The 15,377-nt window shown below is 65.3% G+C and carries 14 protein-coding genes; 10 read left to right on the top strand and 4 right to left on the bottom strand.

Translation table 11 applies throughout. From position 1 onward, the window contains the following. Nucleotides 1-3 precede the first annotated feature (3 nt). The 4 genes from uvrC to AACH40_RS14195 all read left to right on the top strand — a co-directional run bounded on the left by uvrC (nt 4) and on the right by AACH40_RS14195 (nt 4,493). A complete protein-coding gene (gene uvrC, locus AACH40_RS14210; protein WP_338642953.1) occupies nt 4-1,947 on the top strand; it encodes an excinuclease ABC subunit UvrC in 1,944 nt (647 codons plus the stop codon). 157 nt (nt 1,948-2,104) lie between these two features. After that, nucleotides 2,105-3,028: a hypothetical protein gene (locus tag AACH40_RS14205; protein WP_338642952.1), complete on the top strand. Its 924-nt coding sequence runs from the start codon at nt 2,105-2,107 to the stop codon at nt 3,026-3,028. 2 nt (nt 3,029-3,030) lie between these two features. Further along, entirely contained in the window at nt 3,031-3,510 is a 480-nt protein-coding gene (locus tag AACH40_RS14200) for a hypothetical protein (RefSeq protein ID WP_338642951.1), read from the top strand. Between the two features lie 92 nt (nt 3,511-3,602). Beyond that, entirely contained in the window at nt 3,603-4,493 is an 891-nt protein-coding gene (locus tag AACH40_RS14195) for an iron-containing redox enzyme family protein (RefSeq protein WP_338642950.1), read from the top strand. Nucleotides 4,494-4,497: 4 nt separating this feature from the next. Here AACH40_RS14195 and AACH40_RS14190 read toward each other — a convergent pair whose 3' ends face one another. The 4 genes from AACH40_RS14190 to AACH40_RS14175 form a co-directional block, all read right to left on the bottom strand. After that, nucleotides 4,498-5,403, bottom strand: a complete 906-nt coding sequence (locus AACH40_RS14190; protein WP_338642949.1) for an acyl-CoA thioesterase II — start codon at nt 5,401-5,403, stop codon at nt 4,498-4,500. 139 nt (nt 5,404-5,542) lie between these two features. Continuing rightward, nucleotides 5,543-7,639 (bottom strand): sodium-translocating pyrophosphatase, encoded by a 2,097-nt coding sequence (locus AACH40_RS14185; RefSeq protein WP_169491676.1) that lies wholly within the window; start codon nt 7,637-7,639, stop codon nt 5,543-5,545. 110 nt (nt 7,640-7,749) lie between these two features. Further along, nucleotides 7,750-8,628 (bottom strand): thiamine-phosphate kinase, encoded by an 879-nt coding sequence (thiL, locus tag AACH40_RS14180; RefSeq protein ID WP_338642948.1) that lies wholly within the window; start codon nt 8,626-8,628, stop codon nt 7,750-7,752. A 5-nt stretch (nt 8,629-8,633) separates the two neighbouring features. After that, nucleotides 8,634-9,440 carry a crotonase/enoyl-CoA hydratase family protein gene (locus AACH40_RS14175; RefSeq protein ID WP_338642946.1) on the bottom strand — a complete coding sequence of 269 codons (807 nt, stop codon included), beginning with the start codon at nt 9,438-9,440 and terminating at the stop codon, nt 8,634-8,636. A gap of 103 nt (nt 9,441-9,543) precedes the next feature. Here AACH40_RS14175 and AACH40_RS14170 point away from each other — a divergent pair, with 103 nt between their 5' ends. The 6 genes from AACH40_RS14170 (at nt 9,544) to AACH40_RS14145 (ending at nt 15,331) form a co-directional block, all read left to right on the top strand. Further along, complete coding sequence (locus AACH40_RS14170; RefSeq protein ID WP_169491679.1) at nt 9,544-10,683, top strand: acyl-CoA dehydrogenase family protein; 1,140 nt, start codon at nt 9,544-9,546, stop codon at nt 10,681-10,683. 10 nt (nt 10,684-10,693) lie between these two features. Next, entirely contained in the window at nt 10,694-11,650 is a 957-nt protein-coding gene (locus AACH40_RS14165) for an acyl-CoA dehydrogenase family protein (protein WP_338642945.1), read from the top strand. Between the two features lie 91 nt (nt 11,651-11,741). Then, complete coding sequence (locus AACH40_RS14160) at nt 11,742-12,914, top strand: acetyl-CoA C-acetyltransferase (protein WP_338642944.1); 1,173 nt, start codon at nt 11,742-11,744, stop codon at nt 12,912-12,914. Nucleotides 12,915-12,939: 25 nt separating this feature from the next. Next, nucleotides 12,940-13,725 carry an SDR family NAD(P)-dependent oxidoreductase gene (locus AACH40_RS14155; RefSeq protein WP_169491682.1) on the top strand — a complete coding sequence of 262 codons (786 nt, stop codon included), beginning with the start codon at nt 12,940-12,942 and terminating at the stop codon, nt 13,723-13,725. A 69-nt stretch (nt 13,726-13,794) separates the two neighbouring features. Then, nucleotides 13,795-14,667 carry a crotonase/enoyl-CoA hydratase family protein gene (locus tag AACH40_RS14150; RefSeq protein ID WP_169491683.1) on the top strand — a complete coding sequence of 291 codons (873 nt, stop codon included), beginning with the start codon at nt 13,795-13,797 and terminating at the stop codon, nt 14,665-14,667. 16 nt (nt 14,668-14,683) lie between these two features. Next, nucleotides 14,684-15,331, top strand: a complete 648-nt coding sequence (locus tag AACH40_RS14145; protein WP_338642943.1) for a TetR family transcriptional regulator — start codon at nt 14,684-14,686, stop codon at nt 15,329-15,331. Nucleotides 15,332-15,377 lie beyond the last annotated feature (46 nt).

Here is a 15,377-nt window from a genome sequence, read left to right as displayed (position 1 = left end):
GCCATGTCGCGTACCCCAGCCGGAACACCAGCCAACCCCAAGGGCGCCGAGCGCTTCAACGAGGACAAGGCGACGTACGCCGTGCGCGGGGCCGAGCAGCCTGACATCGAAGCGGGCGTCGCTGCGATCCGCGAGGTGGTGCAGACGCTGAAGCCAAAGCCGGGCGTCTATCGCATGCAGGATGCGCGTGGCGACGTGCTCTATGTCGGCAAGGCGCGCGCGCTGAAGAACCGCGTGGCCAACTACACGCAGGTCGACCGGCTTTCCAACCGGCTGCGGCGCATGGTCAGCCAGACGCGCAGCATGACGATCGTCACGACCAATTCCGAGGCCGAGGCACTGCTGCTGGAAGCGCAGCTGATCAAGCGCTACCGGCCGCCGTACAACGTGCTGCTGCGCGACGATAAGTCGTTTCCGTTCATCCTGCTGCGCGCCGATCACGCCTATCCACGGATCATGAAGCACCGGGGGGCGCGGCGGGCCAAGGGCAATTATTACGGGCCGTTTGCCAGCGCCGGCAGCGTCAACACCACGATCAATGCGCTGCAGAAGCTGTTCCTGCTGCGCAGCTGCAACGACGGCTTCATGGCGCGGCGCGACCGGCCCTGCCTGCTCTACCAGATCAAGCGCTGCAGCGCCCCTTGTGTCGGCCGCATCGATGAAGCTTCGTATGCCGAGCTTGTGCGCCAGGCGAAGGACTTCCTGGGCGGCAGGTCGGGCGCCGTGCAGAAGGAGATCGAGGCGCAGATGGCAGAAGCGGCCGAGGCGCTCGATTTCGAACGCGCTGCCATGCTGCGCGACCGGCTTCGGGCGGCGACCTTCATCCAGGGCAGCCAGGCGATCAATGCGGAAGGGGTCGGCAATGCCGATGTCTTCGCGCTGGCAGCCAAGGGCGGACAGATCGGGATCCAGGCCTTCTTCATCCGCGGTGGCCAGAACTGGGGGCACCGAGCCTTCTTCCCCAGCCATACCGAAGGTCTGGACGAGGGCGAGGTGCTGACGGCCTTTCTGGCGCAATTCTACGAGGAAGTGCCGCCACCCCGCCTGATCCTGGTCGATCGCGACCTTCCGGAATGCGAGCTCCTGGCCGAGGCGCTGTCAGTTCCGGCAGGCGGCAAGGTGGAGATTTCCGTGCCGCAGCGTGGCGATCGGCGTCGGCTGATGGAGCAGGCGAGCCGCAATGCCGTCGAGGCGCTCGACCGCCGCATGGCCGAGAGCGGGACCAAGGCGCGGGTCAACCGCGAGATGGCCGAGTTCCTCGAGCTTTCGGAAGTGCCGCAGCGGATCGAGATCTACGACAACAGCCACATCCAGGGCACCAATGCGCTGGGCGCGATGGTCGTCGCGGGGCCCGAAGGATTCCTCAAGGGCCAGTACCGCAAGTGGAACATCAAGTCGGCGCAGACCGACGACGATTTCGGAATGATGCGCGAAGTGATGCGCCGCCGCTTTTCGCGCGCACAGGAAGAGGACCCCGACCGTGAGAACGGCATGTGGCCGGACCTGGTGCTGATCGATGGCGGCAAGGGACAGATGAGCGCGGTCAAGGAAGCGCTGGACGAGATCGGCGTGGAGGACGTGCCGCTGATCGCGATCGCGAAAGGCCCGCACCACGGCCGCGAAGGGCGCGAGGTGTTCCACTTCCCCGATGGCCGCGAAAAGATGCTGCCGGTGAACTCGCCCGTGCTGTTCCACCTGCAGCGCCTGCGCGACGAGGTCCACCGCTTTGCCATCGGCGCGCATCGCGAAAAGCGCAGCCGGGCGATCACGGCGAGTCCGCTCGACGAGATTCCGGGCATCGGCCCTGCGCGCAAGCGGGCCTTGCTGCTGCACTTCGGAACGGCGGGGAAGGTCCGCGCGGCAAGCCTTGAAGATCTGCAGCGCGCGCCCGGGGTGAGCGGGACCGTGGCGCAGACCGTCTATGACTTCTACCACCCGAGCGGCTGAGAACTAGCGCTACGGACCCGCGCGATACGTACCATTACGGTAAGTGTCAGGTTAACCCCCCTTGTTGAAGGCATGGCGACGTCGATGAACGATAGTGGCCTTGCTGTGGGACAAGTGCGCGATGCCGTCGGCATCGGCCGAAGCGGGGACGGGTTCGATGACGAAAGCGGGATGGGCAGGGGTGAGCGTCGCTGCATTGGCGCTCTTGATGCAGGCACCGATGGCGCAGGCGCAGGCCGCGAATGGAGTCGGTTCGCCGTTCGAGCTGACGTTCTGGCAGTCGATCGGTTCGAGCGATGACGCATCGCTTTATGAAGCCTATCTCCAGCAATATCCGCAGGGTACGTTTGCCGCTCTGGCACGCGCGAAGGTGCAGATGCTGCGGCACGTGCCGGCGGGCACGCAGACCCCGCTGACGCAGGCGTCAACGACAGCCCCCGCTGCGGCGCAGCCGCCGGCCACGCCCGTAGCGAACCCCGTGGCAAGCCCGGCCGTCGCCGCGCCTGCCCCGGCGTCCTCTGCATCCTCGAACGGGCCAGCGCTGGCGATGGCCTCGCCGGTCGGCGTTCCCGGTGGCCTGCCGGTTTCGACAGCCGCTGCCGCGGGTGCCGGCGCCACGCTGGGGCAGATGCTGGCCGATCTGGCGCATACGCAGGAAACCCCGGCCGCCGGGACGGCTGCGCCGGCAACCCTGCCGGCTGCGGTCGCGCCGGTATCGTCGATATCGTCGCGCTATGCCCTGCCGCCGCATCCGCAGATGGTTTCGGTTCCGGAACTCATCCTTCCGGGGAGCTTCTGCTCCGCCGAGGATCGCAACCGCTATCACGACACGATCTACCGGCCGGCGGTCGACGCCGCCAAGCGCAACAACGATGCGGCGGTGGCCTATCTCAAGACGCTGCAGGGCATCTACGACGGCTATGATCTGGGCAAGGATACCGAGGCGATGAACGCGCTTGCCGCCGAGGCGCGCGCCTATCAAGCCGATGCGGCGACGACGTTCTCGCAGCAGGCCGCGCTGGTCCGCGCCTTCGACGAGCTGATGGCCGTACCGGTCGCACCTTGCGCCGGGGCGAAGTGACGATGCGCGGCAAGGCAGTGCTCGCGGCGCTGGGAGCAGTCGCCACGCTTTCTGCGCAAACGGCGAGCGCACAGGCGTGCGGCGCCGACAGCGGTACCGCGGAGCTCGTCCGGTCGGGCAAGCTGATCGAGTTCGAAACCTTGATGATGGCGGTGTCGCTGCGCTGCGCGCGCGCCGGAGTCGACCTTCGCCCCGTGTACGAAGGCATGCTCAGCGTGAATGCTGCACGCTTCAACGGCGCGCATGAGGCGGTCCAGCGGCTGTTCGGGACGACACGGGGGACCGGCTACGATCGGTACGTGACCCAGGTGGCCAACCGTTATGGCGGCGGGGCAACCGATCCGCAGAAGTGCGCGATATTCCGCGCCGTGGCTGCCACCTTGGCCAATCCGGCAAGCGACCCACGCGCGCTGCCCGCCGTCGCCGACGCGATGATCGCTGCGCCCGTGTTGCGCGATATGCTCTGCCCCGCTGGCCGCTGAAAAGCCGACCAACGCAATCCGCTGTGACAGGAACCAGCCCCTATACGGCTGGTTACCTTGAGTAAGATATTGTCGCAGAACGGATTTTTGAAATGGCCAGTTTGCCCGATGCGATCGCTTCGCGGTCGCAGTTCCTTAACGACGCCTTCCAGCGACGACTCGCCCACTGGAACCGGGAGAGGTTGGCGCCCGCGATGCCGACGAAGGATTGGGCGGATCGTCTCCATCTCGACCATGTGATGCTGCGTCTGGAAGGCGCGTTCCTGGAGGAATTGCGCGCGCAAGTCGTCGATGAAGCGGCGCGGGTGCCGACAGATCCGGATGGCTTCATCGCTTGGTTCGAGGGCCTGTTAAAGGATGGGCCGGGGCAGGGCGATGCGCTGTTCCCGTGGATCGCGAACGAGGCGGAGCGCAGCGACATCTGCTGGTTCCTTGAACAGGAAGCTGCCGGTGAAGCCGGTTTCGACGATCTCGTCGCCATGACGCAGGTGAAGCTGCCCACGAGCGCGAAGATGGAACTGGCGCGCAACTATTGGGACGAGATGGGCCGGGGCAATGTCAAAGGCATGCACGGTCCGATGCTGAACGGTCTGGTCGAGACGCTGGATCTGGATCCCACGATCGAAAAGACCTGCTGGGAAAGCCTTGCGCTCGCCAATGCGATGACGGCAATGGCCAGCAGCCGCCGCTACGCCTGGCATAGCGTTGGCGCGCTGGGGGTGATCGAACTGACCGCGCCCGGGCGCTCAGCCTGCACGGCGGAGGGGCTGCGGCGGATTGGCCTCAGCGAAAAGGAGCGGCGCTATTTCTCGCTGCATGCCGTGCTCGACGTGAAGCATTCGGAAGACTGGAACCGCGAAGCGATCCGGCCGTCGGTCGAAGAAGATCCCGCCCGCGCCACGGCCATGGCAGAGGGGGCGTTGATCCGTTTGCGATGCGGCGAACGCTGCTTCGACCGCTACCGCGACGAGCTTTGGGGCTGATCGATCAGGATTTCGACTTTGGAGCGATCGGCCGGATCAGTCCTTCCTGAGTCACGTTGGCGACCAAGCGCCCGTCCTGCGCATAGATGCGGCCGCTGTTGAAACCGCGGGCGCGTCCCGCCCAGTTGCTTTCGCAGGTGTAGAGCAGCCACTCGTCCGCGCGGAAATCGTCGTGGAACCAGATGGCGTGGTCCAGGCTGGCCGACATGATCGTGCCTTTTGCCCAACTCAGTTCCGCATGGGGCAGGACGCACGTGGATAGCAGGGTCATGTCGCTCGCATAAGCGAGCACAGCGCGGTGGATCTTGGGATCATCGGGCAGCGGGGCCGCCGCGCGGAACCAGACGTTCGAGACCGGCGCGCGGGCTTCTTCCTGCATCCAGTGCAGTGGATCGAGCGGGCGCAACTCGATCGGGCGTGGACGTGCCGGGCCGCGCGGGGTTCGTCCGGCAGCGATTGCCGCCTGCCGCCGCAAGGTCGCTTCATTTGCCAGCGTTTCAGGCCCCGCGACATCGGGCATCGGAGCCGCGTGAAAGGCGCCTTCCTCGCGCTTGTGGAACGAGGCCAGCATATTGAGGATCGTCTGACCCTGCTGGCTGGCGACGATCCTGCGGTTGGAAAAGCTGCCACCATCAAGATCCCGCTCCACGCGGAAGTCGATCTCGTAATCCTCGTTGCCGCCGCGGACGAAGTAGGCGTGCAGCGAATGCACGGGGCGATCGGCGGGCACAGTGAGTTCGGCCGAGGCGAGCGCCTGACCGATGACCTGTCCGCCAAAGACGCGGCCGACGCCGCCTTTCTTGCGCTTGCCCCGGAAGCGGTCGCCTCCCCGATCCTCGACATTCAGCAGGTCGAGCATGTCGGCGACAAGTTCTTCGGGCGACGGGGCGATGGAAGATTCGTTGCTCATTGCAACTCGATGCTACGCGTTGACGTTTACGTCAACCGCGCGTGTGCATTGCGTGCGGTCTAAAAAGCTAACCCCCGCCGGCCCTGCGACCGGCGGGGGTTGCACCCTCTCCCCAACTCGGGGCGTCTGCCGCGCGGGTTTATCCCGCCGCGTGACCCGCGAGCGCTGCAAGAAGCAGCAGCGCCACGATGTTGGTGATCTTGATCATCGGATTGACGGCAGGGCCCGCGGTATCCTTGTAGGGATCGCCGACCGTGTCGCCCGTCACCGCGGCCTTGTGGGCATCGCTGCCCTTGCCGCCGTGGTGGCCGTCCTCGATATACTTCTTGGCGTTGTCCCACGCGCCGCCGCCCGAGGTCATCGAAAGCGCAACGAACAGACCGCCGACGATCACGCCGAGGAGCAGCGCGCCAAGAGCGGCAAAGCCGTTCTCCGCACCCGCGACCGCCGAGATCACGAAGTAGACCACGACCGGCGCCAGCACCGGCAGCAGCGAGGGCACGATCATCTCCTTGATCGCGGCCTTCGTCACCAGGTCGACCGTGCGGGCGTAGTCGGGCTTGGAGGCGTAAGTCATGATGCCGGGGTTTTCGCGGAACTGTTCACGCACGTCGACGACGACATCGCCGGCTGCGCGACCCACTGCCGTCATGCCCATTGCGCCGAACAGGTACGGAAGGAGCGCGCCGAGCAGCAGCCCGACGATGACGTAGGGATTCTCGAGGCTGAAGTTGACGGTCAGCGTGGGGAAGAATTCCCGCAGGTCGGTGGTGTAGGCAGCGAACAGGACGAGCGCGGCAAGGCCCGCCGAACCGATCGCATAGCCCTTGGTCACGGCCTTCGTTGTGTTGCCCACGGCATCGAGCGCGTCGGTCTTTTCACGGACCGAATCCTCGAGCCCCGCCATTTCGGCAATGCCGCCGGCATTGTCGGTGACCGGGCCGTAGGCATCGAGCGCGACGACCATGCCGGCCAGCGCCAGCATCGAGGTGGCGGCATAGGCGATGCCGATCAGGCCGGCGAGCTTGAAGGCGATGATAATGCCGGCGACGATCACCAGCGTCGGCAGCGCCGTTGCTTCGAGGCTGATGGCGAGGCCCTGGATCACGTTGGTGCCGTGGCCGGTGACCGACGCCTGCGCGATCGACTTGACCGGGCGGTAGTTGGTGCCGGTGTAGTATTCGGTGATCCAGATGATCAGCCCGGTAATGGCGAGGCCGAGCAGGCCGCAGTAGAACAGCATCCGGCCTGAATAGGCCTCTTCGCCGATGGGGGTGTTCATGTCACCCAGCGCGTATTGCATGGCGAACCAGATCGCCGGGATTGACAGGATCGCGGTGACGAGGAAGCCCTTGTACATCGCGCCCATGATGTTGTTCGAGCTGCCGAGACGGACGAAGTACGTGCCGATGATCGAGGTGACGATGCACACGCCGCCGATCAGCAGCGGCAGGCTCATCAAAGGCATCAGGTTGGAAACACCCTTCACCAGCAGCGCGGTGAGGACCATGGTAGCGCCGACGGTGACGACATAGGTTTCGAACAAGTCTGCGGCCATGCCGGCGCAGTCGCCGACGTTGTCACCCACGTTGTCTGCAATGACCGCCGGGTTGCGCGGATCGTCTTCGGGGATGCCCGCTTCGACCTTGCCGACGAGGTCGGCACCGACGTCGGCGGCCTTGGTGAAGATGCCGCCGCCGAGACGCGCGAAGATCGACACGAGCGAGGCCCCGAGCGCCAGAGCGGTGAGACCGGTGACGACCACGCGATCGTTGGCGGCATGGCCCGCGGGGCCGGTCAGGTACCAGAAGAAGCCGGCAATCGCGAGAAGGGCCAGGCCTGCCACGAGCATGCCGGTGATCGCGCCCGCCCTGAAGGCAAGCGTCAGACCTGCCTGTAGTCCGCTCTGTGCGGCGGCGGCGGTGCGCACGTTCGAGCGAACCGAGACGTTCATGCCGATGAAGCCGGCAACGCCCGAAAGGACCGCGCCGATGACGAAGCCGGTCGCGCTTATTGCTCCAAGTGCCCAGGCGACGATGACGGCAACGACCACGCCGACGATGGCGATGGTGGTGTACTGGCGTTTGAGGTAGGCCTGCGCGCCTTCCTGGATGGCCGCGGCGATTTCCTGCATCTTGGCATTGCCGGCAGGTGCGCCCAGCACCTGGCGGCTGGTCACGAAGCCATAAACGACGGCCAGCAACCCTAATATGATGGACAATGTGACTAAGTTCACTTTGGCATCCCCCTTATTCAAACGGCCTTGAAAGGCCGCACCCCGTCGTTGCGGGTTGGCGGGGAAGCTATAGGTTTATGGCAGGCCTGCAAGCCTTTCGATGATCTGCGTCAATCGTGCAAATAACCGAGCGTGCCAGCCGGAGGATTGCCGTCGAGCAGCAGGGGATGGTTGGCTTGTACCAACGCCCGCCCGATGCAGTGGGCCGCCACCGGCGGGGCAATTCCGGCGGGCAAGGTGAACAGCAATTCGTAGTCGTCTCCCCAGCGCAGTGCATCGTCTATGCGATCGGCGGGGAGGGCAGGAACCACGGGGATCAATGAAAGGTCGAGCGCCAGCGTGACGGCGCTCGCCTGCGCCAGCCGGGCAGCATCGATCAGCAGGCCGTCCGACACGTCCATCATCGCGCTGACAAGCGGGGCGAGGGCGCGCCCTTCGGCAAGGCGCGGAACAGGGCGGCGGAAAGCGGTCGTGTCCACATCGCCAAGGCCGTAGCGCAAGGCCTCGAACCCCAGCATCGCCGCTCCGACCGGTCCGGTCAGCCACAGGCTGTCACCCACATTCGCTCCAGATCGGGCCGGGACGGGATCGCAGGTGGCGCGGCCGAGTGCCGTCAGCCCGAAGGTGCGCCTTCCGGCGCCGCCCGTTGTATCGCCGCCCAGCAGCGGCACATCGTAGACGCGGAGCACCTCATGCAGGCCTTCGAGGAAGCGGCTGTCATCATCGCCCAGCGCGTAGCCCAGCAATACGCCGAGCGGCCCCGCGCCCTTGGCGGCGAGGTCGGAAAGATTGGTTGCTACCAGCTTCCAGGCGATGTCGGCGGGATCCTGCCCGGGCAACCAGTGGACGCCCTCCACCATCGCGTCATGGGTGAGGACAAGCGTCTCGCTGCCCAGACGCAGCACGGCGCAATCATCGGCAAGCCCGCGCGCGCCAGGATGGGTGGCGAGGCCGCGCAGCGCGGCGATGAAGTCGGCCTCGCCCGCCATGAACGTCAGTCTCCGGTGAAATTGGGCGCGCGCTTTTCGAGGATCGCGGCAACCGCTTCGGCGTGATCCTTGGTTTCGTGCGCGATCGCCTGGTAGGCGGCGGACAGTTCGAGCACGTCGTGCGCGCGGCCGTGCTGGGCTTCGCGCAGCAGCTTCTTGGTGAGGCGCAGCGCGCGCGGCGAATTGGCAGCGATTTCGTTGGCGATGCCGACGGCGGTTTCGATGAGATCGGCGTCGGGCACGACAGTGCCGACGAGGCCGATGCTCTGCGCATAGGCGGCATCGAACGTGCGGCCGGTGAGGAACAGTTCGGCGGCCTTCGAATAGCCGACGATCTTCTGCAGCGTCCACGCCCCGCCATCGCCGGGCACGATGCCGACCTTGATGAAGCTTGCGGCCATCTTTGCGCTTTCTGCGGCGACGCGAATGTCGCACAGGCAGGCGAGGTCAAGCCCCAAGCCGATGGCGTGGCCGTTGATCGCGGCGATCATCGGGATTTCGCAGTCGAGCATGGCACGCGTCGCACGCTGCACGCCCCGGCGGTAGTTCGCACGGGTCGAATCGGGCTGGTCGAGAACGCCGATGCCCTGGCGCTCCTTCATGCCCTTGATGTTTCCGCCGCTTGAAAAGGCGCGGCCCGATCCGGTGAGCACGATCGCGCTGACCGAGCGATCGTTGCCGAGCAGGAAGAAGGTGTCGACGATATTGTCGCAATCCTCGAGCGTGCCGATCGCGTTCATCGATTCAGGGCGGCTCATCGTGAGGATGGCGACGCGGCCACGGCGCTCGACGGATAGGAACGGACTGGTCATGGCAGCATCTCCTGTTTCTCGTTGCCTGAAAGGGTAATTCAACATCGTGAAAAACCGGCTTTCGGTTTGCGGTTGTGCGGGGGCTGCCATAGGCATCGCAGCGATGCAAATATTCCCGCTTCACCCCTTCCGTCCGCAAGGTGACATTCCGGCGTTGCGCCAACAGGTGCGCGCGCTGGTGGCCGAGCACGAACATCGCTGGACCCCGCTGCAGCGGGCGAACTGCTGGTTCAGCTTCGACCCCGAGTTTTCGCGGGCCATGGGCGCAGCGGGTCTGCTCGGGATGACCTGGCCCAAGCAGTACGGCGGCCACGAGCGGACCATGCTCGAACGCTACGTGGTTCTTGAGGAACTGCTTGCGGCAGGTGCGCCGGCCGGGCTTCACTGGATCGCCGACCGCCAGACGGGCGCGCTGCTCGTGCGCTATGGCACCGAGGCGCAGCGCGAGAAGTACCTGCCGGGCATGGCGCGCGGCGAGATCTATGCCTGCATCGGCTTGTCCGAGCCCAATTCGGGCTCCGACCTCGCCAGCGTGCGGACCTTCGCGAAGAAGACGAACGAGGGCTGGTTGGTCAACGGCCAGAAGGTCTGGACCAGCGGCGCGCACAAGAGCCATGCGGCGCTGACGCTGCTGCGCACCGAGGAAGGCAGCGAGCGCCAGCAGGGGCTGTCGCAGCTGATGATCGACCTCGACACGCCGGGAATCACGATCCGGCCGATCATCGACATGACCGGCACGCACCACTTCAACGAGATCTTCTTCGAGGACGTGCTGCTGCCGCATGATGCGCTGGTCGGTGTCGAAGGGCAGGGCTGGAGGCAGGTTACGGCCGAACTGGCGCTCGAACGATCAGGACCCGAACGGTATCTTTCGAGCCATGTCCTGCTCGTTGCGCTGATCGACGCGATCGGCCCGAATCCCGCTGACGAGATCGCCGAGCTGATCGGACGGCTCACAGCCGAAATGTGGACGCTGCGGCAGATGTCGATGTCGACCGCGGCCAAGCTCGACGCGGGCGAGGATCCGATCGTCGAGGCGGCGATCGTCAAGGATCTGGGCAACGCCTACGAACAGGCGCTGCCGCGCCTGGTCCAGGCGGCGACCGACACGGACCTTGCTGGAAGCAGCGCGCTGTCCCAGCTGCTTGCCTATTACCTGCTGGCCGCGCCCAGCTTCTCGCTGCGCGGCGGTACGCCCGAAGTCCTGCGCGGGATTATTGCCAAGGGACTGGGGCTCCGGTGAGGAATCTGGGATGAGTGAAAACCGTCAACTTCTCGTCGAGATGGCCGAAGGACTGTTCGCCGATCTCGCCACAGCATCGTTCGAGGACGCTGCGCCCCGGCTTGCCGAAGCGGGTTTCGCCACGCTGCTAATTCCTGCCGACCAAGGCGGGTTCGGCGGCGATTGGGGCGACGTCCTGGCGGTGCTGCGCCTTGCGGGCCTCAACGCCGTGGCCGCGCCGGTCGCGGAACCGATCATCGCCCACGCCTTGCTGGCGCAGGCGGGAATCGCCGCGCCCGAAGGGCTGGTGACGCTTGTCGCCGGCAATGGCCGTGCGCCGTTCGGCCGCCATGCCGATGCGGTCGTCATGGTGCGCGACGGCACGCTGTCGCTTTACGCCAAGGGCGCCTTCGCGGTCGAGGAAGGGACTTCGCTGGCCGGAGAGCCGTCCGACCTGATCAAGCTTGCGGGTGAGCCGACGGCCACCGCACCTTGCGCCGCCAATCTCGACGGGCTGGGCGCTTTCGCGCGGTTGGCGCAGGCGTCAGGCGCGATGGAAGCCGCGTTCACGCTCGCGATCGACCACGTCAACACGCGCGTCCAATTCGGCCGCACGCTAGCGAAGTTCCAGGCTGTACAGCAGGCGCTGGCGGAGTTTTCCGAGGAAGCTGCCGCCGTCGATGCCGCTGCTGCTGCCTGCGCCGCGGCACTCGATGCCGGGGATGCAGAATTCGAGATTGCCGCGGGCAAGTATCGTCTTGGCCTTGCTGTCGATCGTGCTGTGCCGATCGCGCATCGCGTCCATGGTGCGATCGGCTTTACCATCGAATACGCCCTCAACCGCTACACCCGCCGCCTGATGCACTGGCGCAGCGAATTCGGCAGTGACGCGCATTGGGCGCGCGTGTTGGGGCGCAAGGCCGCAGGGCTGGGTGGCCATGGCCTCTGGCGCGAAGTGGCTGCACGGACCGACCGCCTGATCGCCTGAGTGAAATATCGCCTCATGGGTGCTTGACCATCGCCATCGATCCTGTTTAATCGCTCAATTAAACAGATCCTGTCGAGAGGAGTCGAGTACCATGGCAACCGCCTATATCGTTGACGCAGTGCGCACCGCCGGTGGACGGCGCGGCGGTCGTCTTGCCGGCGTTCACCCCGTCGACCTTGCCGCAACCACGATCGACGCGCTTGTCGTGCGCAGTGGCATCGATCCGGCTGCCGTCGAAGACGTCATCATGGGCTGCGTCAGCCAGGGCGGCGAACAGGCCCAGCAGGTCGGCCGCATGGCCGTGCTCGCTTCCAAGGTTCTGCCGGAATCGGTCCCGGCCGTGACCATCGACCGCCAGTGCGGTTCCTCGCAGCAGGCGATCCATTTCGCTGCGCAGGCGGTGATGAGCGGCACGCAGGATGTGGTGATTGCAGCCGGCATCGAAAGCATGAGCCGCGTGCCGATGGGCTCGACGGCCATTCTCTACATGAAGGAAGGCCTTGGCACCTATCGTTCGCCGGGCATCGTCGAGCGCTACGGCGAGGCTGGCTGGACGCAGTTCGCCGGTGCCGAAGCCATCGCCAACAAGCATGGCTTCTCCAAGGAGATGATGGACCAGTTCGCGTTCGAGAGCCACCAGAAGGCCAAGGCGGCGACCGAGTCCGGCGCCTTCAAGAATGAGATCGTGCCGATCGACATCGAAACGCCGGAGGGTGCCGCACAGCACACCGTCGACGAAGGCATCCGCATGGACGCGACGATTGAAGGCATTGCCGGCGTCAAGCTGCTGAGCCCCGATGGCAAGCTGACGGCCGCAACCTCGAGCCAGATTTGCGACGGTGCATCGGCTGCCCTGATCGTTTCGGAAGAGGCGCTCAAGAAGTACAACCTGACCCCGCTTGCCCGCATCCACACGCTGGCCGTGACCGCCGGCGATCCGGTGATCATGCTGGAAGAGCCGCTGTTCGCCACCGACAAGGCGCTGGCCAAGGCTGGTCTCAAGATCAGCGACATCGACCTTTACGAAGTCAACGAGGCGTTTGCCTCGGTGCCGATGGCCTGGTTGAAGCATCACGATGCCGATCCCGCCAAGCTCAACGTCAATGGCGGTGCGATCGCGCTCGGCCACCCGCTCGGCGCTTCGGGCACCAAGCTGATGGCGACCCTGCTGCATGGCCTCAAGGCCCGTGGCAGCAAGTACGGGCTGCAGACGATGTGCGAAGGCGGCGGCGTCGCCAACGTGACCATCGTCGAGGCGCTCTGAGAAATTTCCCTGGGAGGATGATACCATGAAGCTCGACAATACCGTGTCCGCCGTCATTACCGGCGGCGCCTCCGGCCTTGGCGCCGCAACCGCCCGCGCGCTTGCTGCCAAGGGCGTGAAGGTCGCCCTGTTCGATCTGAACAAGGAAAAGGGCGAGGCCCTGGCGGCCGAACTCGGCGGCGTGTTCTGCGAAGTGAACGTGACCAGCGACGAAAGCGTCGATGCCGGCTTTGCGAAGTCGCGCGCTGCGATCGGCCAGGAGCGCATCCTGGTGAACTGCGCCGGTACCGGCAACGCGATCAAGACCGCCAGCCGGTCGAAGGAAGACGGCTCGATCAAGCACTTCCCGATCGACGCCTTCAACATGATCATCCAGATCAACCTGGTCGGCACGTTCCGTTGCATCGCCAAGTCGGCTGCGGGCATGATGACGCTCGATCCGGTCGGCGAATTCGGCGAGCGCGGCGCGATCGTGAACACCGCGTCGGTTGCCGCTGAGGATGGTCAGATGGGCCAGGCTTCGTACTCGGCGTCGAAGGCCGGCGTCGTCGGCATGACCTTGCCGATCGCCCGCGACCTGATGAGCGAAGGCATTCGCGTCAACACCATCCTGCCGGGCATCTTCAATACCCCGCTGCTGGCTGCGGCGCCCGACAACGTGAAGGCCGCGCTGGCCGCGTCGGTGCCGTTCCCCAAGCGCCTGGGCGATCCGGCGGAATACGCCAATCTCGCGCTCTGCATGATCGAGACCGGCTACTTCAACGGCGAAGACGTCCGCCTCGATGGTGCCATCCGCATGGCGCCGCGCTGATCGAAAGCTGAAATTGAAAGGGCCGGGGCACAAGAACCCCGGCCCTTTTTTCTTCCCCGGGAGAGATCCATGACCGAATACAAGCAGATCATCCTCGACATCGCCGATGGTGTCGCCACGCTGACCCTGAATCGCCCGGAGAAGATGAACGCCTTCACCGGCACGATGATGCTGGAAATGCAGGATGCCTTCGATCGCACCGACGCCGACGACAGCGTCAAGGCGGTGATCGTGACTGGTGCCGGCGACCGCGCGTTCTGCGCCGGGGCCGACCTCACGCCCGAGGATGGCAAGCATGTGTTTTCAAGCGGCGAGGCGGTCGAGGATCTGTCCGACCCGCGCGTGCGTGACGGCGGTGGTCTGCTGACACTGCGCCTCTACCAATCCAAGAAGCCGATCATCGGTGCGATCAATGGGGCTGCTGTCGGCGTCGGCGTCACCATGCAGCTGCCGATGGACATCCGCCTTGCTTCGACGAAGGCGCGCTTCGGTCTCGTGTTTGCGCGCCGCGGCATCGTGCCCGAAGCGGCGTCGAGCTGGTTCCTGCCGCGCATCGTTGGCCTGCCCCAGGCGCTCGAGTGGTGCATGACCGGGCGCGTGTTCGATGCGGAGGAAGCACTGCGCGGCGGCCTCGTTCGCTCGGTGCACGAGCCTGAAGATCTGCTGCCTGCCGCCAATGCCCTGGCGCGCGAGATTGCCGACAACACCAGCTCCGTTTCCGTTGCGATGACGCGGGCGATGCTGTGGCACAATCCGCAATACGATCACCCGATGAAGGCGCATCGCGTCGACAGCCGCGCCATTTACACGCTCTCGCGCGGGGCAGATGCCAAGGAAGGTGTGGCCAGCTTCCTCGAAAAGCGCGCGCCCAACTACCCAGCACGTGTTTCTTCGGATATGCCCGCGTTCTATCCGTGGTGGGATGAACCGGGCTACGAGTGAGCGAGAACAGGTAGGAATGGGCGCAACAGGGGAAAGCAGCGACATCGTGGAGCAGCAAGGCGCGCGCGAGCTGTTGCTCGACACGGCTTCGTCGATCATGCGCGAAGGGGATCAGGTCGACATATCCTTGTCGGAGCTGTCCCTTCGCTCGGGTCTGAACTCCGCGTTGGTGAAGTACTATTTCGGGAACAAGGCGGGCCTTCTCAAGGCTTTGCTCGATCGCGACATGACCACCATCGTGAAGTCGGTCGATGCGCTCGTCGAGAAGGACAGTATGGACCCCGAGGTCAAGCTGCGTCGCCATATCGCGGCTTGCATCGATACCTACTACGCCTATCCCTACCTCAACCGCCTGCTGATGCGGCTTGTTCGCGACAGCGATGAATCCGAAGCGCAGCGGATCGCCGACAAATATCTGACGCCGCTGGGGCAGGCCTATGACAAGTTCATCGGGGCAGGCATCAAGAAGGGTGTTTTCCGTCAGATCGACCCGCAGCTGTTCTACTTCACTGTTACCGGCGCTGCGGACAGGTTCTTCTCGGCCCGGCTCGTGCTGCGGCATTGCTATGGCACGGACACGCTGACCGAAAACCTTCGCGACCGCTATCGCGAGCACACTGTCGACTTCATCATGGCCGGGATCCTTGCCCCCCACGCGGCCTGAGCGAGGCTGGCGGATCGGTGTGATCGGCGGCTCAGGTGTCAATGAC

This window comes from Novosphingobium olei (genome assembly GCF_037076535.1).
GTDB lineage: Bacteria > Pseudomonadota > Alphaproteobacteria > Sphingomonadales > Sphingomonadaceae > Novosphingobium > Novosphingobium olei.
This window is presented reverse-complemented; position numbering and strand designations above follow the sequence as displayed.

Bases quoted from the DNA above. Each gene is read 5' to 3' on its own strand.
- AACH40_RS14190 (WP_338642949.1), bottom strand. From the start codon at position 5,403: ATGAGCAACGAATCTTCCATCGCCCCGTCGCCCGAAGAACTTGTCGCC.
- AACH40_RS14160 (WP_338642944.1), top strand. From the start codon at position 11,742: ATGGCAACCGCCTATATCGTTGACGCAGTGCGCACCGCCGGTGGACGG.
- thiL (WP_338642948.1), bottom strand. From the start codon at position 8,628: ATGGCGGGCGAGGCCGACTTCATCGCCGCGCTGCGCGGCCTCGCCACC.
- AACH40_RS14205 (WP_338642952.1), top strand. From the start codon at position 2,105: ATGACGAAAGCGGGATGGGCAGGGGTGAGCGTCGCTGCATTGGCGCTC.
- uvrC (WP_338642953.1), top strand. From the start codon at position 4: ATGTCGCGTACCCCAGCCGGAACACCAGCCAACCCCAAGGGCGCCGAG.
- AACH40_RS14165 (WP_338642945.1), top strand. From the start codon at position 10,694: ATGAGTGAAAACCGTCAACTTCTCGTCGAGATGGCCGAAGGACTGTTC.
- AACH40_RS14145 (WP_338642943.1), top strand. From the start codon at position 14,684: ATGGGCGCAACAGGGGAAAGCAGCGACATCGTGGAGCAGCAAGGCGCG.
- AACH40_RS14195 (WP_338642950.1), top strand. From the start codon at position 3,603: ATGGCCAGTTTGCCCGATGCGATCGCTTCGCGGTCGCAGTTCCTTAAC.
- AACH40_RS14150 (WP_169491683.1), top strand. From the start codon at position 13,795: ATGACCGAATACAAGCAGATCATCCTCGACATCGCCGATGGTGTCGCC.
- AACH40_RS14170 (WP_169491679.1), top strand. From the start codon at position 9,544: ATGCAAATATTCCCGCTTCACCCCTTCCGTCCGCAAGGTGACATTCCG.
- AACH40_RS14175 (WP_338642946.1), bottom strand. From the start codon at position 9,440: ATGACCAGTCCGTTCCTATCCGTCGAGCGCCGTGGCCGCGTCGCCATC.
- AACH40_RS14155 (WP_169491682.1), top strand. From the start codon at position 12,940: ATGAAGCTCGACAATACCGTGTCCGCCGTCATTACCGGCGGCGCCTCC.
- AACH40_RS14200 (WP_338642951.1), top strand. From the start codon at position 3,031: ATGCGCGGCAAGGCAGTGCTCGCGGCGCTGGGAGCAGTCGCCACGCTT.